General features: G+C 58.7%; 10 protein-coding genes. 8 read left to right on the top strand and 2 right to left on the bottom strand.

What is annotated here, in order from left to right; translation table 11 throughout:
• Positions 1-68: 68 nt before the first annotated feature.
• Positions 69-3,170, bottom strand: a complete 3,102-nt coding sequence (locus tag L1A08_RS01175) for an FG-GAP repeat domain-containing protein (protein WP_238753300.1) — start codon at positions 3,168-3,170, stop codon at positions 69-71.
• A 601-nt stretch (positions 3,171-3,771) separates the two neighbouring features.
• Here L1A08_RS01175 and L1A08_RS01170 point away from each other — a divergent pair.
• The 8 genes from L1A08_RS01170 to L1A08_RS01135 all read left to right on the top strand — a co-directional run bounded on the left by L1A08_RS01170 (position 3,772) and on the right by L1A08_RS01135 (position 17,351).
• A complete protein-coding gene (locus L1A08_RS01170) occupies positions 3,772-4,353 on the top strand; it encodes a sigma-70 family RNA polymerase sigma factor (protein WP_238753298.1) in 582 nt (193 codons plus the stop codon).
• A complete protein-coding gene (locus L1A08_RS01165) occupies positions 4,346-6,034 on the top strand; it encodes a LamG-like jellyroll fold domain-containing protein (RefSeq protein WP_238753296.1) in 1,689 nt (562 codons plus the stop codon). Before L1A08_RS01170 ends, L1A08_RS01165 begins: the two co-directional genes overlap by 8 nt.
• A gap of 112 nt (positions 6,035-6,146) precedes the next feature.
• A complete protein-coding gene (locus L1A08_RS01160) occupies positions 6,147-7,352 on the top strand; it encodes a kappa-carrageenase (RefSeq protein ID WP_238753294.1) in 1,206 nt (401 codons plus the stop codon).
• Positions 7,353-7,411: 59 nt separating this feature from the next.
• On the top strand, positions 7,412-8,986 hold the full coding sequence (locus L1A08_RS01155) for a sulfatase (RefSeq protein ID WP_390896835.1): 1,575 nt from the start codon (positions 7,412-7,414) through the stop codon (positions 8,984-8,986).
• 92 nt (positions 8,987-9,078) lie between these two features.
• Positions 9,079-11,850 carry a PSD1 and planctomycete cytochrome C domain-containing protein gene (locus tag L1A08_RS01150; RefSeq protein ID WP_238753290.1) on the top strand — a complete coding sequence of 924 codons (2,772 nt, stop codon included), beginning with the start codon at positions 9,079-9,081 and terminating at the stop codon, positions 11,848-11,850.
• A gap of 1,121 nt (positions 11,851-12,971) precedes the next feature.
• On the top strand, positions 12,972-14,474 hold the full coding sequence (locus L1A08_RS01145; protein WP_238753288.1) for a DUF1501 domain-containing protein: 1,503 nt from the start codon (positions 12,972-12,974) through the stop codon (positions 14,472-14,474).
• 252 nt (positions 14,475-14,726) lie between these two features.
• Positions 14,727-16,007, top strand: coding sequence for a polysaccharide pyruvyl transferase family protein (locus tag L1A08_RS01140; protein WP_238753286.1), 1,281 nt, complete (start codon positions 14,727-14,729; stop codon positions 16,005-16,007).
• A 57-nt stretch (positions 16,008-16,064) separates the two neighbouring features.
• Positions 16,065-17,351 (top strand): SGNH/GDSL hydrolase family protein, encoded by a 1,287-nt coding sequence (locus tag L1A08_RS01135; RefSeq protein WP_238753284.1) that lies wholly within the window; start codon positions 16,065-16,067, stop codon positions 17,349-17,351.
• 46 nt (positions 17,352-17,397) lie between these two features.
• On the opposite strand, the gene L1A08_RS01130 is transcribed toward L1A08_RS01135, so the two are convergent.
• The gene (locus L1A08_RS01130) at positions 17,398-18,105 is read right to left on the bottom strand and encodes a rhamnogalacturonan acetylesterase (RefSeq protein ID WP_238753282.1); all 708 of its coding nucleotides are present in this window, start codon (positions 18,103-18,105) and stop codon (positions 17,398-17,400) included.
• Positions 18,106-18,126: the final 21 nt, after the last annotated feature.

Raw genomic sequence — 18,126 nt, 5'->3', positions numbered from 1 at the left:
GGGGAATGCGATGACATGTCACCGAGTATTGATGCGTTCGCCCGCGAGGTCAATCATCCGCGTTCCCGTTACAAAGCCAGTCGGGCAAGATATTCAAGCAGATCGCCGCTGCCGAAGTCGTCAAAGGAGGCCCCGAACGCTTCGCCGGCTGGCAGTTGGGGAAGAACCTTATGCTGCTCTCCGGCAGGATTCGGAAGCGGCTGTGCCGAGAGATCCATCCAGCGGCGAGCAGTGGCTGCCAGGTTCTGATCCTCGGAAACGGCCGCTCCGCTCGATCGAGGAGCTGGCGTGGTGAACTGACCAACTCGAACGTACTGCCAGTCGGCTGTGGCCGACCATTGCACGAGGTTTCGATTCACAAAGGACGATCCGGTCGACTGAGCCGAATACCAGGTCCCGTTCGGAACCCGGGCAATGATATCGGCCAGTCCGTCGGCATTGCTGTCGCCAACGGCGATACTCTCGAATCCTTCAGACACAGCTGTCCAGTTCAACCAGTGTTCCATCGCAAATCGCTGCCCGTTCGAGCGGCCGCACCAGAGCTTCGTTCCATTCAGCAGCAGGGCGACATTGGAGCGGCCGTCGCCATCGAAGTCGCCCACGACCACGGCGTCGAGCGATTGTGTCACGGTCAGCTCCGTCCATTTGCTGCTGTAGAAGCCCTCCGCAGGTCCTAATGACTTGGCGACGTACACGCTCCGTGTCACGCCGTTTCCGAAGACCGCGAGAATGTCGTCGCGAGTGTCGCCGTTGAAGTTGCCCACCTGGGCGAAGTGGAACCCGTTGGTAAGGTTCCAGCGATGCGACTCCAGATACTGAAAGCGGGTGTTGCTGGTTTTGGCCATCCAGACAAGGCCGGACGTGGCCACGATGGAGAGGTCATCCCCCTTCACGCCATCGAAGTTGCCGACCAGCACGGTGTGGATGCCATTGTAGTTACCGTGATCCCCCCAGTGACGGTTCACGAACTTGTCGCCCTCAGAGATGGCGACCCACCAGCGGCCGCGATTCTCGTTCTTGAACAACCCGATGATGTCATCCCGACCATCGTTGTTGAAGTCACCGACGTGAATCTCTTTGATCTCCGAGCTGGCCCAGGTCGTCCACGTTGTGTAGATGAACTGTCCGCTTTCATTGGCGATTCCGACCCGCCATTCCCGGTTGCTCATCCAGACGGCGATGTCCTCGCGACCGTCGCCATTGAAATCGCCCTGCACAACTCGACGGAACGTGCTGGCCGGGCCGGTCGCAGCAATCCGACTCGAATAGTTGCCTTCGCCATCGGCACTGGCGATCCACCAGTTGCCATTCACGAACCCGACGAGAGATGAAGCGACCGGAGGGAGAACTTCCATGATACTGACGTCATTACCATCCCCGCCCCGGTAGGAGATTTCCCATTCCCGTCCGGAGTGAATGAAGCGACTGCCTTCATTCAGCGTGCGATAGACGCCCTCTTCGCGAAAGCGAAACTTGCCGACGATCGCGTCCGTGCCATCATTCTGAATCAGGACAACCTGCTCTCCGCGGCCAAAGGAACGTTGCGTCGGAATGTGAAATCGCAGCTCGGCTTCATCCAGTCTGACGGTCCCGGTCGCCTGCAGCTGAGCGTTTCTTTCGCTCGTGAATTCGGTAAAGAACGTGGTTCGATCGTGCAGATCGAGATCGTACGTTTTGAGAGCCCCCTGCCGCACGGCCAGCGTGACTGGGGAAGTGCCATCCATCCGGACCAGGCCGTTAATGGTTCCCCGCCCTTCAAGCGTGCCGCCGGTCGCCGTGATCGTTCCGGTTAACGTCGAGTCTTCCACGGTGATCGTCCCCGCAGACGAGACGGTCGACGTCGTGAAGGCGCTCCCTCCGATGAGCCGTACCGTTGAATCGTTCGAAACCGTGAGCGCGTTCCGGGAGATCGTCGCTCCACCCAGCAGTTCCAGCGTTTTGCCACCGTTGAGAATGGTGGCATCCTGTCTCCAGAAACCGGAAGTCCCCGTGACAGTTCCGCCGTTAATGGTCAGCCGCCCGGTTTCCCAGTTGAAGACGGTGTCCGCTCCAAGAGAAATTCCCTGAACGGACAGGCCTCCCGAGAGCAGATGAACTTCTCCCTGAAAGCCGACGTTGAGCGTTCCCAGAATCGTGGCCTGCCCTCCGTCGTTGATGGCGAGAATGCCGCCGTACTTGCTGGAATTCTGGTCCGATCCGTTCCGCCCGCCCACGCTCACATTGCCGAGGTTCGACCAGGTTGTTCCGGGGTCTTCCACGAGAAAGACCGGCTTAGGGACGGCCGTGTTGCTCCTGCTCACATTGACGAAGCTGGTTTCCACGGTCGCGCCGTTGTAGGCCAGGAACCGGACGCCATTATCGCCCGAAAACAGCGAGCCATTGAAGCTGGCGTTCCCCTGAACGATGACTGTATCGGCGATATTGTTTCCGCCGGAGGAACCCGATACGCCTCCACTGAAGCGCCCACCGTTCTCGACATACAGCGAACTTCCTCCCTGCCGGAAGTCGATGTCCGCTCCCCTCCATTCGCTGCCGGAATGATTGATCAGCACTGAGCCGGTGACATTAACAGTGTAGTCAAAATCATGGATGATCTTTCCGCCGCCATTGATGCGAACCGTTCCCGTCCCCCAGGTCGTTCCGTTCGAAGTGTACCCGACCTGCATGCCGAACTGTCCCACCTGAAGAATCCCGCCGGCTCCGACCGTCAGTTCTGCATCATCGGGTGAAGGAGGACGAGACTCGCGAGCGAGTCCCCCCACGAAGACCGAACTCGCGACGACCGTACCATCCACGATCGAAGCCTTGGGAACGTCGACCCCCATGCGGGGCGTGTACTCGGGAGTTCGGTCGCTCGAGACAACAAGCCCTCCCGGCAATCCAACGAGCCTCAATGTGTAGCCATTCAGATCGAACGTCGGCTGACCTTCAACCACCTGGACGATCGGAATCGATTCATTCCGATTGAAGAAGATCGTCTGTGCTCGATTCTCGACTTCAAAGGTTGCGATATCACCGCTCGTCGATGGATATCCCGACGTCGACTGCCCGAGAACGCGTTGCCAGTTGGTCGTCGTCTGCCAGGCCCCGCCGTCCAGATCGATCCACGTGAACCGGGCGTCCATCAGCAGCCGCAGTTCGAGGGCCTCCACGCAGTGGTGCCCAGACATAACGGCCGAGACTCTTTGCCGAAGGCGTCGAGTGGTCTTCGAGGACGGCAGGAACCGAAAAAAGGCAGACATGAGCGCGCACCTCGCAAAGCAGACATCGAAACGACAGAAAGCACCCGACGATGAGTTCAGCGCACCGGTCCCGTTCGGAACATCGGTGTGAGTCAGCTTCAGTCGAGCAGCCAGTTCGATTCGGCTGACAGCCAGTCGAGTCGCAGACGGGGTATCCCTACCGCCGAAATGCCGGGGCGGCGCGGAGCTTCCAAGAGAGCAACGGAGCGATCGGACCACACGGCGGCGCGGTGGCGGGAGGACTTACTCAACCTGATCGATGTGCGGTTCAACTGGCGGCTCTGAAAACATGAACATGCGACACGCATCTGCAAGCTCCAAGATACCGTCGCCGAACTTTTCCCGCACGGGAAAACAGCGGGGCAGCCGACGGAATTTCGGGAAGTTTCAGAGACGATGAAAATCGCCGTTTTCGCGTGCGAGTCCCATCAGGCCGATCGGTTTTCAGAAAAATCGACAAAGAATCTGGTAAATTCGCTGGTTCGCGGAATATTCCGTTAACCCCTCGCTCTTTGCTGTTGGACCAACGATGGATTCTTCAGAAGTGACCAGCCGGAAATCGGAAGACCGCGAGCAGCAGTACGACGAGTTTGTCGCCCTGCTGGCCCGGCACGATCTGGCGATCCGTCGCTTTGTCCGTTTCCTGCTTCCCTCGGGAGACGGCGTCGATGATGTCATTCAGGAAACGGCTCTGGAGTGCTGGAAGAAGTTCACGGACTTTCAGCCGGAGAGTGCCGATTCGACCGCGGATGATTTCGTCCGCTGGGCCTGTGTGATTGCTCGATTCAAGGCGATGAGCTGGCAGCGGGACCGGAAACGGGATCGGCTCGTTTTTCGCGATGGGGTGATTGAACAACTGGCTCAGGCGGCTCTCGATGCCCTCGACCAGCAGGACGAGGAACGCCGGGCGGTTGAGGCGTGTCTGGATCAGTTGCCTCCCGATCAGCGGCGGCTCGTGTTGAGCGTGCACTCTCCCAGTGAATCGATTGCCCGGATCGCGAAAGAAACGGGAGAGAACGCCCGGCGGCTCTACAGTCGCGTCAACGTGTTGCGAACTCTTTTACTGAACTGCGTCGAGCGGCGTCTGGCCGGGGAGGCCGGAAATGGATGACAACATTCGACAATTGATCTTTCAGGCGATCGACCAGACGATCTCTCCCGAAGATTTTGACCGTCTTCAGGACGCCATTGAACAGGACTCCGAAGTTCGGACGGCCTATCTCCGCGCAGTCCACATGAGTGGAACCCTGGAAGACCTCGCCAGTGAATCCGATGCAGGGGAAAAGACAGACGCTCCGGCCGTCCATTCCAATCCCACCGCGAAGCGTCAGCGAGGGCTGTTCAACTCCCGTCTTTCTGCGACCTGGAACTGGCTGGCCGCAGCGGCGGTCTTGCTGGCCGTAGGCGGCACCGCGTTCTGGTTCGGGCAACGAAATCAGTCTTCCGTTTCCGACAGCCCGATTGCCGAGAACGACTCCTCCGACGGCTCCGAGTCCCGCATCGCCGGGCATGCCACGCTTCGACATGCGATCGATCTGCAATGGCCGTCCGATGCTGTCCGGCGCGTCGAGGGCGATGTGCTGCCGAACGGTTCGTTTGCCTTCGAGGAGGGCGTGGCCGAGATCGACTTCTTCTGTGGAGCGACGCTGATCGTCGAAGGCCCCGCGGAACTGGAGATCGAATCGGACTGGTCTGTTCGCGTGATCGAAGGACGTCTCCGAGCCATGGTGCCCCCCGCTGCGCGCGGCTTCATCGTGAAGGCGGCCGACTCGGAGATTGTCGACCTGGGAACCGAGTTCGCGCTCTCGGTCGGAGATGGCAACAGTCAGGTCGAGGTGATTGACGGGGAGATTGAACTGCGAGGCGGCGAGTTCCACGAAGAGCGACTTCTGACGGGCGAATCCCGGGTCCTGGCCGGCGAGAAAGCCGACGCGATCGGACTGGCCGACATTCCGACGGCTTCGGACATGAAGCGGCGTCACGGTCGTGTTGCCGAGACGCGATTCAACAGTTGGCAGGCGGCTTCCCAGAAGTTGCGTCAACGCTCTGATCTGATCGGCTACTTTACGGCAGCCGAAATGACGAGCGAACGTTTCCTTCCCAATGTCGCCACGCACGGCGTCGCTTCGTCCGCCTTTCTGAGCGGTCCGGTTACCAGAACTTCAGGACGATTCGGCGAACTGTCTCCCGGACTCGATTTCAGCCGGCCGGGAGCCCGTCTGCGGATGCAGGTCGACGGCGAGTTCGAAGCATTCACGTTTGCCTGCTGGGCCAGAATCGACAGCCTGGACCATCGGTACAACGCCCTGTTCATGGGCGACGGCTACGAGAATGGCGAGCCGCACTGGCAGATCCGGGACGATGGCCGGGTGATGTTCTCCGTGATGGTCGACGACAGCCAGGAGGTCCGGCTCTTCTCCAAAGTGGACCAGAAGATCGTGCACGATGCCGGTCTGCATCGAGTCTATATGACGGAACCGATCTGGAATTCCTCGATGAGCGGACAATGGCTGCACTTGGCCGCTGTCTTCGATCCCGCCAGCCGCCGGGTGACGCAGTACCTCAACGGACAACCGGTCAGTCACCATCCGATCGAAGACAAGTTTCTGGTGACGCGGCTTCGAATCGGCCCGGCCGAGATCGGCAACTGGGGACAACCCTTCCGGGATTCTCCCTGGTTCGCGGTTCGCAATTTGAACGGAACGATCGACGAGCTGGCCATTTTCAATGAGGCACTCGCAGACGGCGAGATTCGCGAACTTTACGAACAGGGTAAACCGCTGGGGTATTGAAAACGACGTCGCCCGCTCGGGCTATGAATTTGTGCAGAAGATCGGTCAACGAGCCCTCGCTGACGCTTCGGGTTGGGATTCTTTTTTTGAGGACGCGGCTTTGAAGACTGAGATGAGTTCAAACTGGAACAGAGCCCTCTGGGACGCCTCGACCTGTCGTCTGATATCAGCGACCGTGTTGACCATGTTCGTTGGCCTGCTGGCGCTGCCCCACATTCACGCCGCGCCTCCTCGTTCGAATAGCGGGCTCTTGAGTGACGACCATTCTTCGGCCCCGGATACGCCCCCTCAGCCTCTGGGTGACGTGCTTGAGAACGGCCGGTGGGTCTATCAGGAGAGTCATTCGGATGAGTTCAACTCCACCCAGATCGACCGAAGCCGGTGGAATATCGACTCGAAAGATTTTGGTCCCTGGAGCTGGGAGCCGGAGAATGTGATTCAGAAAGAGGGTTCGCTGCATCTGCAGATGGTTCGCAAAGATCATCAACGCGCGAACAAGAAACTCTTCTACACGTCCGGGATGGCGCGGATCGACGAGCCGGTCACCTATGGATACTTCGAAGCCCGAATCAAGGGTTGCGATCGTTATCCGGGGGCCTGCCCTTCGTTCTGGCTGTACAGTTCGGGGCCGCAGAATCGCTTTCTGGCTCGAGACGGCGAAACCGTGGCCTACTCGGAAATCGATATCGTTGAACTGCAGCAGAGTGAGTTCGACTTTGAAACGAAGCAGCATTTCCCGGTGACCCGCATCGACTGCAATTTGCACACGACGGTAATTCGTGACGGCAAGCGGGTCTGGCTGCGACCGCACAGTCATCCGGAGATCTGTCGGAACCATGTCGATTCGTCGTGGGATCCCCGAGAGGATTATCACGTCTACGGACTCGAGAATTCTCGGGACTGGATCGTCTGGTACATCGATGGCAAAGAAGTCGCGCGGAAACCGAACTTGTACTGGCATCTGCCGATGCAGCTCACGCTGTCGCTCGGCCTGCGGTATCCCTTCGTGGCGTATGAAGGGGGCGAACGAGTCGCGGTTCCGGAAGAAACCACCGACGAGGGATTCCCAACGTCGATGTCGGTCGATTACGTCCGCGTCTGGCAACGAGCCGAAGATGCGAAGAAGAAAACGGCGACCGACTGGACGAAGACAGAGTATGTCGACAGCGAGAAAGCCAAATGGGAAAAGAATGGCTGGCCCTGGGACGCGGCCAGGGTGGAAGCCAACTTCGAAGAGATCGACAGCAACAACGACGGGCTGGCCTCCGGCAAAGAGCGGCAGGCCTGGTTCGCGAAGAAAGCCGAGGGATCCCAGTGAGTATGACAACGCCCCACCACTTCTTCAGTCTGCTGGTCGCTTCGATCGGCTTTCTTCTGATGGGCTCGTCCAGTCAGGCAGCCGAGCAGCCGAACATTCTGTTTATTGCCATTGATGACCTGCGTCCGGAACTGGGATGTTACGGTTCGGAGATCGCGATCACGCCGCATCTCGATGCCCTGGCAGCCGACGGAATGCGATTCGATCGGGCCTATTGCCAGCAGGCAATCTGCCGCCCTTCACGGGCCAGTCTGATGACCGGCACGCGACCGGAAACAACCGGTCTGTTCCACAACTATGTTTCGTTGCGGGAACTGCAGCCCGATGTGCTGACCCTGCCAGAACACTTCATCGATCACGGCTACGAAACGGCCTACGTCGGCAAGATCTTCCATCATGGTGACACCGACGAAGAACGCTCCTGGAGTCGTGAGGCGGCCAGGTGGCTGGGGCCGGAGATGACCAAACCGAAGGGCCCCTTCCGTCTGCCGGAGAACGTTCAGCTTCGGCGGGAAAACTTCGAAGAAATGTTCGCCAAATATGGCGAAGCAGCACGGCGGGGGCTGGCGAGCGGGCCGGCTTTTGAAAGTGCCGACGTCCCCGATCACGCCTACATCGACGGCTACAATACGCTTCTGGCTGTCAAGACGATGCAACAGATGGCGAAAGCGGACAAACCCTTTTTCCTCGGTATGGGCTATCATCTGCCGCACCTCAACTGGTGCGCCCCGAAGAAGTACTGGGACCTTTACGATCCCAATGACATCCCACTCGTGACCGATGGAGCTGCCCCCGAAGAAGGAGCGGCGATGGGGCTGCATGCGTCGTTCGAGCTGCGAACCCGTTCGAACATTCCCAAGCACGGTCCGATCGACGCCGATCTGGCCCGAACGCTCAAGCACGCTTACCTGGCCAGCACCAGTTATGTCGATGCTCAGATTGGCATGCTGACCGCGGCTCTCGACGAAGCAGGCGTTCGCGACAATACGATCATCGTCGTCTGGGGCGATCACGGCTGGCACCTTGGCGACATGGGCGTGTGGGGCAAAGCGACCAACTACGAGATCGCCACCCGTGTTCCGCTCATCATCTGGACGCCCGATATGCAGGCCCGAGGCGAATCGACCGATGCTCTCGTGGAACTGGTCGACATCTATCCGACGCTTTGCGAACTCTCGGGCGTCCCACAGCCGGAACATCTCGAAGGGCACAGTTTTGTTCCGTTGCTCAATCAGCCGGACCAGCCGTGGAAGTCGGCTGCTTTCAGTCAGTATCCGAATCCGGCTCTGCGGGAGTGGGCCGCCAATCCCCTTTCGCAGGAGATGCGGGAGACCTGGTTTGGCCCGTTGATTCAGGATGTCGAGCAGCGAATCAAAGCCCAGCAGGGAGACCAGTGGGACCGCGAACTCTTCGAAGAACACCTGATGGGCTACACGATGCGAACCGACCGGTACCGGCTCGTCCTCTGGCGTGACCATCGCAACCCGGAAGCGGAGCCGCTCTTCGTGGAACTGTACGATCACCAGACCGATCCCCAGGAAACGAAAAACATCGCGGCTGAAAACCCGGACCTCGTCCGCGAACTGACCAGACAACACAACAACGGCTGGCGACAGGCCCTGCCGAAAACGTAATCAGCCTAAGCATCCCAACCCGAAGCGTGAGCGAGGGACGCGCAATCTCAACCCGAAGCGTGAGCGAGGGACCTTCAGCCGAAGCCATCACCATGAAACGCTACATTCTCACCGCACTGTCAATCGCCCTGCTCTGCCTCAGTTCGCAGACTCTCTCCGCAAACGAAGTCGACTTCGAACGGGACATTGCTCCGATTCTCGAAGAGCGATGTTCGTACTGTCATGGAGAAGACGAGCAGGAATCGGGACTGAGGCTCGATCAACGCCCGTGGATGCTCAAAGGAGGCGATTCCGGACTGCCGGCGATCGTGCCCGGGCATCCGGAGAAGAGCTACCTGATCGAAGTGGTTAAGCATCTCGATCCGAGTGTGAAGATGCCGCCCGAGGAAGACAAAATCCCCGATGAAGAGATCGCTCTGCTCGTACAGTGGATTCGTGAGGGAGCCGTCTGGCCGGGCCAGATGGATGCGGAAGTGAAGAACGAGGTCGATCTCTGGTCCTTCCAGCCGGTCGTGCGTCCAGTCGCTCCAACTCTCAACAGCACATCGCCCCCAGCAAACCCGGTGGATGCTTTTCTGTTGAAGAAGCTGCAGGAACACGATCTCGAATTCTCCAAACCGGCTGATGCCCGTTCTCTGTTGCGTCGGGTTTCGATCATCCTGACGGGACTGCCGCCGACGCCGGAAACGACCGACGAGTTCGTAGCCGCCTATTCAGAGAATCCCGAGCACGCTTATACCGAAGCGGTCGATCGGTTACTCGACTCGCCGCAGTTTGGCGAGCGCTGGGCTCAACACTGGCTCGACGTAATTCGCTGGGCGGAAACAAACGGCTCGGAAGCGAACCTGTATCGTAAGAATGCCTGGGTCTACCGCGACTACGTGATTCGCTCTTTCAACGACGACAAGCCTTACGATCAGTTCCTGAAAGAACAGCTCGCGGGAGACACCATGGGTGTCGGTGAAGCGACCGGGTTTCTGGTCGCCGGCCCACACGTGCCAGCCGCCACCGTGGGTCGTGAACCTTCGGCGATCCGTCAGGCGCGAGCCGATCGCATGGATGAAATCATGCAGACGGTCGGAGCATCGATCATGGGCGTGACGATCGGGTGTGCCCGGTGTCACAACCATAAGTTTGATCCGGTGTCCATTACCGACTATTACGCGATGACGGCCGTTTTTCAGGACATCGAATTCGGCAGTCGCCATCCTGAGTACTCGCCCGAACATCCATTGCGACAGCGGGGAGCCGAGCTGTGGAAACAGATCGCCACTCAGCGGCAGGAACTCCGCCGACTGGGCGGCTGGGAAGAAGACTGGGGTGCCTATCGCGAACTCCACTTCAAACCAGTCACGACAAAAGCGATTCGCGTTCGCTTCAAGATGCCGAACGTCTTTCTCGACGAACTCGAAGTGCTCGGGCCGAACGGGCAGAACGTGAACCTGGCACGCGACCGGCGTGGCACACAAGTGACCGGGTTTCCCGAAGCGGGCTTCGAGAATCGTAATCCGATTGAGCGCCTCAACGATGGCGAATACGGCACGATGATCTGGCGGGCAAAGGTCGAGAAGGACGAAGAGCGTCCCTGGGTGCAATTCGACTTCGCCGAACCGGAGACGATCAACCGATTGCGGCTCAGCAATAACCGCGAGTATTTCTACGACACGGACTATCTCGACAGGAAGCCGAACCTGCCACGATACGAGTTCGATGTCGACATCATGCAGGAGAATGGCGAATGGCAGCCGTGGGTCGGCACGTGGTTCGTTAACAAGAAGCTCAACCAGGATCACCCGGAACGAAAAGTCGCACTCGATGAAATTCAGCGATTAATCGAACAGCTGGCCGAAGAAGGCCCGCGTCCCAGTTTTGTCGGCCGGCTGATCGAACCGGAGGTCACCCGTGTGCTGCTTCGGGGCAGCCCGGAGAATCCGCGTGATGAGGTTGTCGCGGCTGGTCCGGAAGTGCTCGATGGCGATCTGGGAATGACCTCCGATTCGCCGGGACCGCGACGGCGGGCCGCGTTTGCCGACTGGGTCGCGAGCCCGGAACATCCTCTCACCGCTCGCGTGATGGTCAACCGGATCTGGCATCATGTCTTCGGCTCCGGCATCGTCTCAACGACCGCCGACTTTGGGAAAGCGGGAGCACCGCCGACCCATCCAGAACTGCTCGACTGGCTGGCGGCTGAGTTCGTCGAACCGAAAACCGTGGAGACCACACAACCCTGGTCGATGAAAGCGATGATTCGCATGCTCGTCCTCTCCGACGCGTTCCGTCAGTCGAGCCAGCCTCGCGACGACGGACTGGCTGTCGATGCGGGAGGTCAATTGCTGTGGCGTTACCCGCCGAAGCGAGTCGAAGCGGAAGTGATTCGGGATGCGATTCTGCAGGTCTCCGGCAACCTCGATCTCTCCGTCGGCGGCAAGAGCTATCGGATTCACAACGAAAAGAAAACCTACGCCCAATGGGAAGTCGTTGACAATTACGGTCCCCACACGTGGCGGAGGATGATCTATCAGGAACGGATGCGGCGAGTCGATGACCAGCTCTTCACCGCCTTCGACTTCCCCGACTGCGGACAGGTTCGGGCCAGACGACCGGTCTCAACGACCCCGCTGCAGGCGTTGAACCTGATGAACAGCGAGTTCGTACTCGATCAGTCCGACCGCATTGCCGAGCGAGCCCGCAGTGAAGCAGAGGGAGATCCGAACCGAGCCGTCGACCGCTGCTTCGAACTCCTGCTGAGCCGCTCGCCCCGCCCGGAAGAACGCGAAGCCTGCCTGCCACTGGCCAAAGCGGACCAACTGAACCTGGTCTGCCGAGCCCTGATCAACTCCAACGAATTCGCCTTCCTGCCGTAACAAATGATGCGGAAACCATCCAACCATAACCCGAAGCGTCAGCGAGAGCATGAGCGCACAGCAACAAGGCACATATTAACTTCGATAAGTCAGCACCAATCCCAACCCGAAGCGTAAGCGAGGGACCAAACAGACACCGCCCTCGCTTACGCTTCGGGTTAGGATGACAAAAGCACAACCAACGATTCACAGAAAGACGCCAGACGTCCGTCATGAATTAACCAACGAACTCCTTCACCAACACAACCGAGGCACAAACCAAATCCCAACCCGAAGCGTAAGCGAGGGACCAAACAAGCACCGCCCTCGCTCACGCTTCGGGTTAGGATGACAAAAGCACAACCCATGATTCACAGAAAGGCGCCAGACGTCAGTCATGAATGACCCGATTGCATTCTTCATTACCTGGCCGACCTATGGAACATGGCTTCCCGGTGATCCGCGAGGGTGGGTGCAATACCGGAATGGCTGGCAACTGCCAGACCCGGATCGTGCACTCGATTGCCGAATTACGATGACAGATGATGCGTGTCGTCTCGGAGAAGCGGCGCGTCGGGTCGTCGAAAACCAGATCGCTGAGACCTGCCGGCATCGCGGGTGGACGCTGTTTGCGGTGAACTGCAGAAGTACTCATCTCCACGTCATCATCGGAGCGGCCGACACCGATCCCGGCCGAATTCGACGAGACTTGAAGTCATGGTGCACGCGGAGGCTGAAAGAATGCGTGGATCCAGACCGAGAACAGTGGTGGGCGGAACGGGGCAGCATCCGATGGATCTTCGGCGACGATAATCTCGAGACGGCAATCCTCTATGTTCGAGACGCCCAGGATCGGAAAGATCGAGACCGATAACCCAACCAACTTCAATACCAAACGTAAACGAGAACGCCAGGACAAGAGCTGACGACGTCCACTCTTGACCCAAAGCATGAGGGTGAACTCGATTTCTCTAGTCCCTCGCTTACGCTTCGGGTTGGGATGTCAAAAGCAAAACCACGCTTTACACGAACACGACCGAGGCACCAGCCACATCACAACCCGACGCGTAAGCGAGGGACCAAACGAACAATCCCCTTCGCTCACGCGTTGGGTGAAGAAGATCGAAACAAGGAACAGACCCATGTCGAATCCAGAACATCTTTCTCCGCAGGGGCGTGAGTTGCTTAATCGGCGGAGTTTTCTTTCCACCGCGGGGTTGTCTGCGGCCGGGTTGGGGCTGGCGAGCCTGCTGCAGGGCCAAGGGCTGCTCGCCGGGAATGCTCCGACGGTTGCCGGGAAGACGCCGCTTCGGCCCGAGATTGATCCGAACAATCCGTATGCGCCCCGGAATCCGCACTTCGAGGCTCCGGCTAAGCAGGTGCTCGTCATTTATCTGCCGGGTGCGGTCAGTCATGTCGACACGTTCGATTACAAACCGGCTCTCTTCAAGCTGCATGGTCAGAAGCCTCCGGGGTTGCCGGCGGTTACGTTCGAAGGGCCGAGTGGCAACATTGCCAGGCCGTTCTGGGAGTTCAAGCCGCGTGGCGAGACCGGCAAGATGGTCTCTGATCTGCTGCCGCATCTCGCCGGGCAGGTCGATGACTTCTGCTTTCTGCATTCGATGACAACCGAGACCAGTGCTCATCCACAGGGCGAGAACTTCATGAACACCGGCTTCACGATGGAAGGATTCCCGTCGTTCGGAGCCTGGGTGACTTACGCGCTCGGCACCGAAAATCAGGAACTGCCGGCCTTCGTTGCGATTAACGATCCGCGAGGTCTGGCCCGGAGCGGGAAGAACAACTTCGGCAACGGATTCCTGCCAGCCGCGTTTCAGGGAACCGACTTCAATGCGAAGAATCCGCCGAACAATCTTCATCGTCCGAGTGGGTTGAGTGCCCAGGCTGACCGGAAGACCGTTGATCTGCTGCAGCGGCTGAATGCGCGGCATCTCGAACAGTATCCCGACGACGCCAACCTGGCCGGACGGATCGCCAGTTACGAGTTAGCCGGACGGATGCAGACCTCAGTTCCGGACGTCATGGACCTGTCCGGAGAAACAGCCGCGACAATCAAGTCGTACGGCGTGGAACAGGGTTCGGAACTGAAACGGGAATATGCGAAGAACTGCATTCTCGCCCGCCGGCTGCTTGAGAAAGGGGTTCGTGTGGTGCAGCTCTTCAACGGCAGTGACCCCGCCGGCGGCAACGGGATCACGAACTGGGATTCGCACTCCGATATTCTGAAGACGCATGCCATGCAGGCCGAGATCATGGACCAGCCGACCGCGGCCCTGATCGCCGATCTGAAACAGCGGGGGATGCTCGAAGATACCCTGGTCGTCTGGGCCACAGAGTTTGGACGGATGCCCTTCCTGCAGGCCAACGGCACCGGTCGCGATCACAACCCCGATGCCTTCACCTGTTTCCTGACTGGAGCGGGCGTGAAGAAGGGATTCAGCTACGGGGAAAGCGACGAGTTCGGCTACAAGGCTGCCGTCGACAAGCTGAGCGTCTACGACTTCAACGCCACCCTGCTCCATCTGATGGGGCTCGACCACGAGCGGTTAACATTCTACCACAACGGTCTCGAACGTCGTTTGACCAATGTGCACGGCCACGTGGTACACGATGTGTTGAGTTAGAGCATTTCTATCTCGCGTGTTGAATTTGCTCCCGCAACACGAATCGAATCGCCTCAAGTTGAGGCGAGTACTGGAAGCTGCTACGAAGTTCCCCAAGCTGATCATTGAGGGATCGGAAGCAGGGACAATGGTCCTTCACACCGCGCGTTGAGAGGAGTGGAATTCCCCGGAAACGAGTCAGTCGCTTTCTCCTTTTGTGTCCGCCATACTGGTTTCGACACATGCCGATCACACCGATCAGAAAGTGAAACGATGAAGCGACGCGAGTTTCTACACACTTCCACCGCGGCTCTGGGAGCGGCGATTGTTCCGGGGATTCTCTCTGCGGCTCCGAGCGGGCGGCCGCCGAAGATTCTGCTGCGATCTTCCTGGCAGACGGTCAACATCGGCGATGTCGCTCACACGCCCGGCGTTCTGGCCATTCTTGAAGAACATCTTCCGGAAGCCGAGATCACGCTCTGGCCAAGCAAAGTCGACAACGGCGTCGACGAACTGCTGATGCGACGCTTTCCGAAACTGAAGATCATTCGTGGTTCCGTCGATCTCAAAATCGCGTTTGCTGAGTGCGATTTTCTACTGCACAGCTCAGGGGCTTCGCTCGTCGCGGAACGGGATGTGGTTCGCTGGAGCAAAGAGACGGGCAAGCCGTACGGCATCTATGGAATCACGCTGCCATTGAAACGCTCCTCTTCAACCCGCCCCGACTCGCCCGAGAAGTTCGCCCGAACGATCGAAGTTCTGAGTGAGGCCCGCTTTGTCTTCTTCCGCGATTCGGTTTCTCTGGAACTCGCGAAGGAACGTGGCTGCACAAGTCCCGTGATGGAATTCGGACCCGATGGTGCATTCGGCACCGACCTGCGTGATGAAGAAGAAGCGATCGACTTTCTCACCGTCAACGGTCTCGAAGACGGCAAGTTCCTCTGCTGCATTCCACGTTTGCGTTATACGCCGTACTGGGTGATTCCGGAGAAGAATGCGGCAATGGACGAAGTGAAGCATGCCCGCAACGAAGAGATGAAGGAGCATGATCATCGTCCGCATCGGCAGGCGATCATCGATGTCGTGCGGAACACCGACCTGAAGATTCTTGTCTGCCCCGAAGATCAGACACAGATGGCGGTCGGGAAAGAGTTGCTCTACGATCCGCTGCCGGACGACGTGAAAAAGCGAACCGTCTGGCGACCCGATTACTGGATGACCGGCGAGGCGATTTCCGTTTACATTCGCAGTGCCGGTTTGTTCGGCAACGAAATGCATTCTCCCATCATGTGCATCGGCAACGGCGTGCCGGCAATTGTCTGTCGCTGGGCCGAGCAGACCAGCAAGGGAATGATGTGGAAAGACATTGGCCTCGAGGACTGGCTGTTCGATTTCGATCAGGAAGACGACGTTCAGCGTCTCCCGGAAACCGTCCTCGCCATGGCGAAAGATCCCGCCGGAGCAAAGCAGAAAGCCGAGAAGGCCCGCCGCTTCGTCGAGAAACGCCAGCGAGAAACCATGCAGGTTCTGCGGCAGGAAGTTTCGCCGCGCTGACTTTGACCTTGTAAGAGACTCTGTTCCCCTCCTTATTGTTTGAGCGACACCATGATCATGACCTTCCGAACATCTCTGCTTTTACTCTTCCTGCTTCTTGTCACGTCGACTGCTGAAGCTGCCGATTCCTATCCGCTTCGCAAAGCGGTTGAATGTCACCCGCGAGCCGGGCTGCCGAACTTTGTGGCGAAGCTGGACGCTGGCGAGCATGTGAAGATCGCTTATCTGGGCGGCAGCATCACGGCTGCTCCGGGCTGGCGGGTGCAGTCGCGGGAGTGGTTCCAGGAGCAGTATCCAGACGCGAAGATCGATGAGATTCACGCCGCGATTGGCGGAACCGGTTCGGACCTTGGCGTCTTTCGCCTCGGAAACGACGTGCTCCAGCACGATCCCGATCTGCTGTTTGTCGAGTTCGCGGTCAACGACGGTGGAGCCGATCCCAAGCGAATCCATCAGGCAATGGAAGGAATTGTCCGCCAGACATGGAAAGCCGATCCGACAATCGACATCTGCTTCGTTTACACGCTGAGCGAACCGGTTCTGGCGAATCTGCGAGCCGGTGAGATGCAGCGTTCCGCCAGTGCGATGGAGGAGCTGGCCGATCACTATCAGATCCCCACGATTCACTTCGGCCCCAAAGTCGTTGAACTTGAAGCAGCCGGCGAACTGGTCTTCAAAGCAGAGAAGCCGGCCGACATGAAGCAGAAGCCGCTCGTCTTCTCGAGCGATGGCGTGCATCCCCATGTCGAAACGGGCCATCGAATCTATACCGAAACGATCGCCCGTTCCTGGCCCGCGATCCGCAAGGCCAGCGGTGAGCCAACCGAGCATGAACTGAAATCGCCGCTCACGCCCGATAACTGGGAGCAGGCCAAACAGGTCTCGTTAACGCCCGAGATGCTGCACGGCCACTGGAAGAAACTGACCAGCGACGACGCTCTCGGCCGCCGCTTTCAACGCAACATGCCGGAAATCTACCAGGCCGTCGAGCCGGCCGCTTCGCTGGAGTTCGCCTTCGAAGGAACATCGGTCGCTGTCTTCGACATTCTGGGACCGGATGGCGGTCGCCTGAAAGTCGAACTCGACGACCGCGAGCCGGCTTTCCGCAATCGAATCGACGGCTACTGCACGTACCACCGGATGAGCAAACTGACCATCGGCTCTGGGCTCCCCGCCGGACGTCATACGGTGAAGATCACCCTGACGCCGGAGACGATCGACAAGCGGAATGTGCTGTTCGAACGCAACCGCGAGTACTTCGATAAGCATCCCGAGAAGTATGCTCCGCACACGTGGTATGCCAGCTCGCTGCTGATCATCGGCGAAATTGTTCCCGCCGAATAGCACGGCAGAAGTCACTTCGAACAGTTTACCTATCTGGGCAGCCGGTCTACTTCGTGAGATACGGCTGCAGGGGAGAGTCGATCTTCGAGAGTTCCCGCATTACCAGTTCGGCCATGAGACGGGCGCCTTTCTCGTTGAAGTGCGTCCCGTCGCCGGGTGCGTTGGCCAGTTCCGGACTTCGCTCCGGGCCGAGTTCTTCCACGATCTTCCAACTCGACTGATGCAGATCGATCACCGGAACCTCGAGTTCCTTTCCGACAGCGATCATCGCCTCGGCATAGGGGCGAAGATTATCCCGCATCGTGCCGTCCTCGTGGAACTGCCGTCTCACCATCGGCGTCACAAAGATCGGCATCGCGTCCTGTTCCCGAGCCTCGCGGACGTACTGGCGAAGATACTCCTGATAGTCGGTCGAGGAATCGGTCGATTCTGGGCGATCGGGAGCATGGGAATCGTTGTGGCCGAACTGAATCAGAATGACATCGGGCTGCGTTTCGAGAGTTTTCTCCCAGCGTCCTTCGCGAATAAACGTTTTTGTACTGCGGCCCGATCGTGCCAGATTGGTGACCGTCACACCGTCGTCGTAATACTCGTGAATAAACTGCCCCCAGCCGCACTGCCCCGAATCGGCTGGCCACTCGCAGACGGTCGAATCCCCGATGATTGCCAGCCGAACGTCTGAAGGTTCTTCGGCACGCAACATGTTCGTCAATAAGGCGAGGGCAAGAGCACAGAGAGGGAGCATTCTCAACATCAGTTTCTTTCTACGAATTCG

This window comes from Rubinisphaera margarita, from assembly GCF_022267515.1.
In the GTDB taxonomy this organism is placed as follows: Bacteria; Planctomycetota; Planctomycetia; order Planctomycetales; family Planctomycetaceae; genus Rubinisphaera; species Rubinisphaera margarita.
This window is presented reverse-complemented; position numbering and strand designations above follow the sequence as displayed.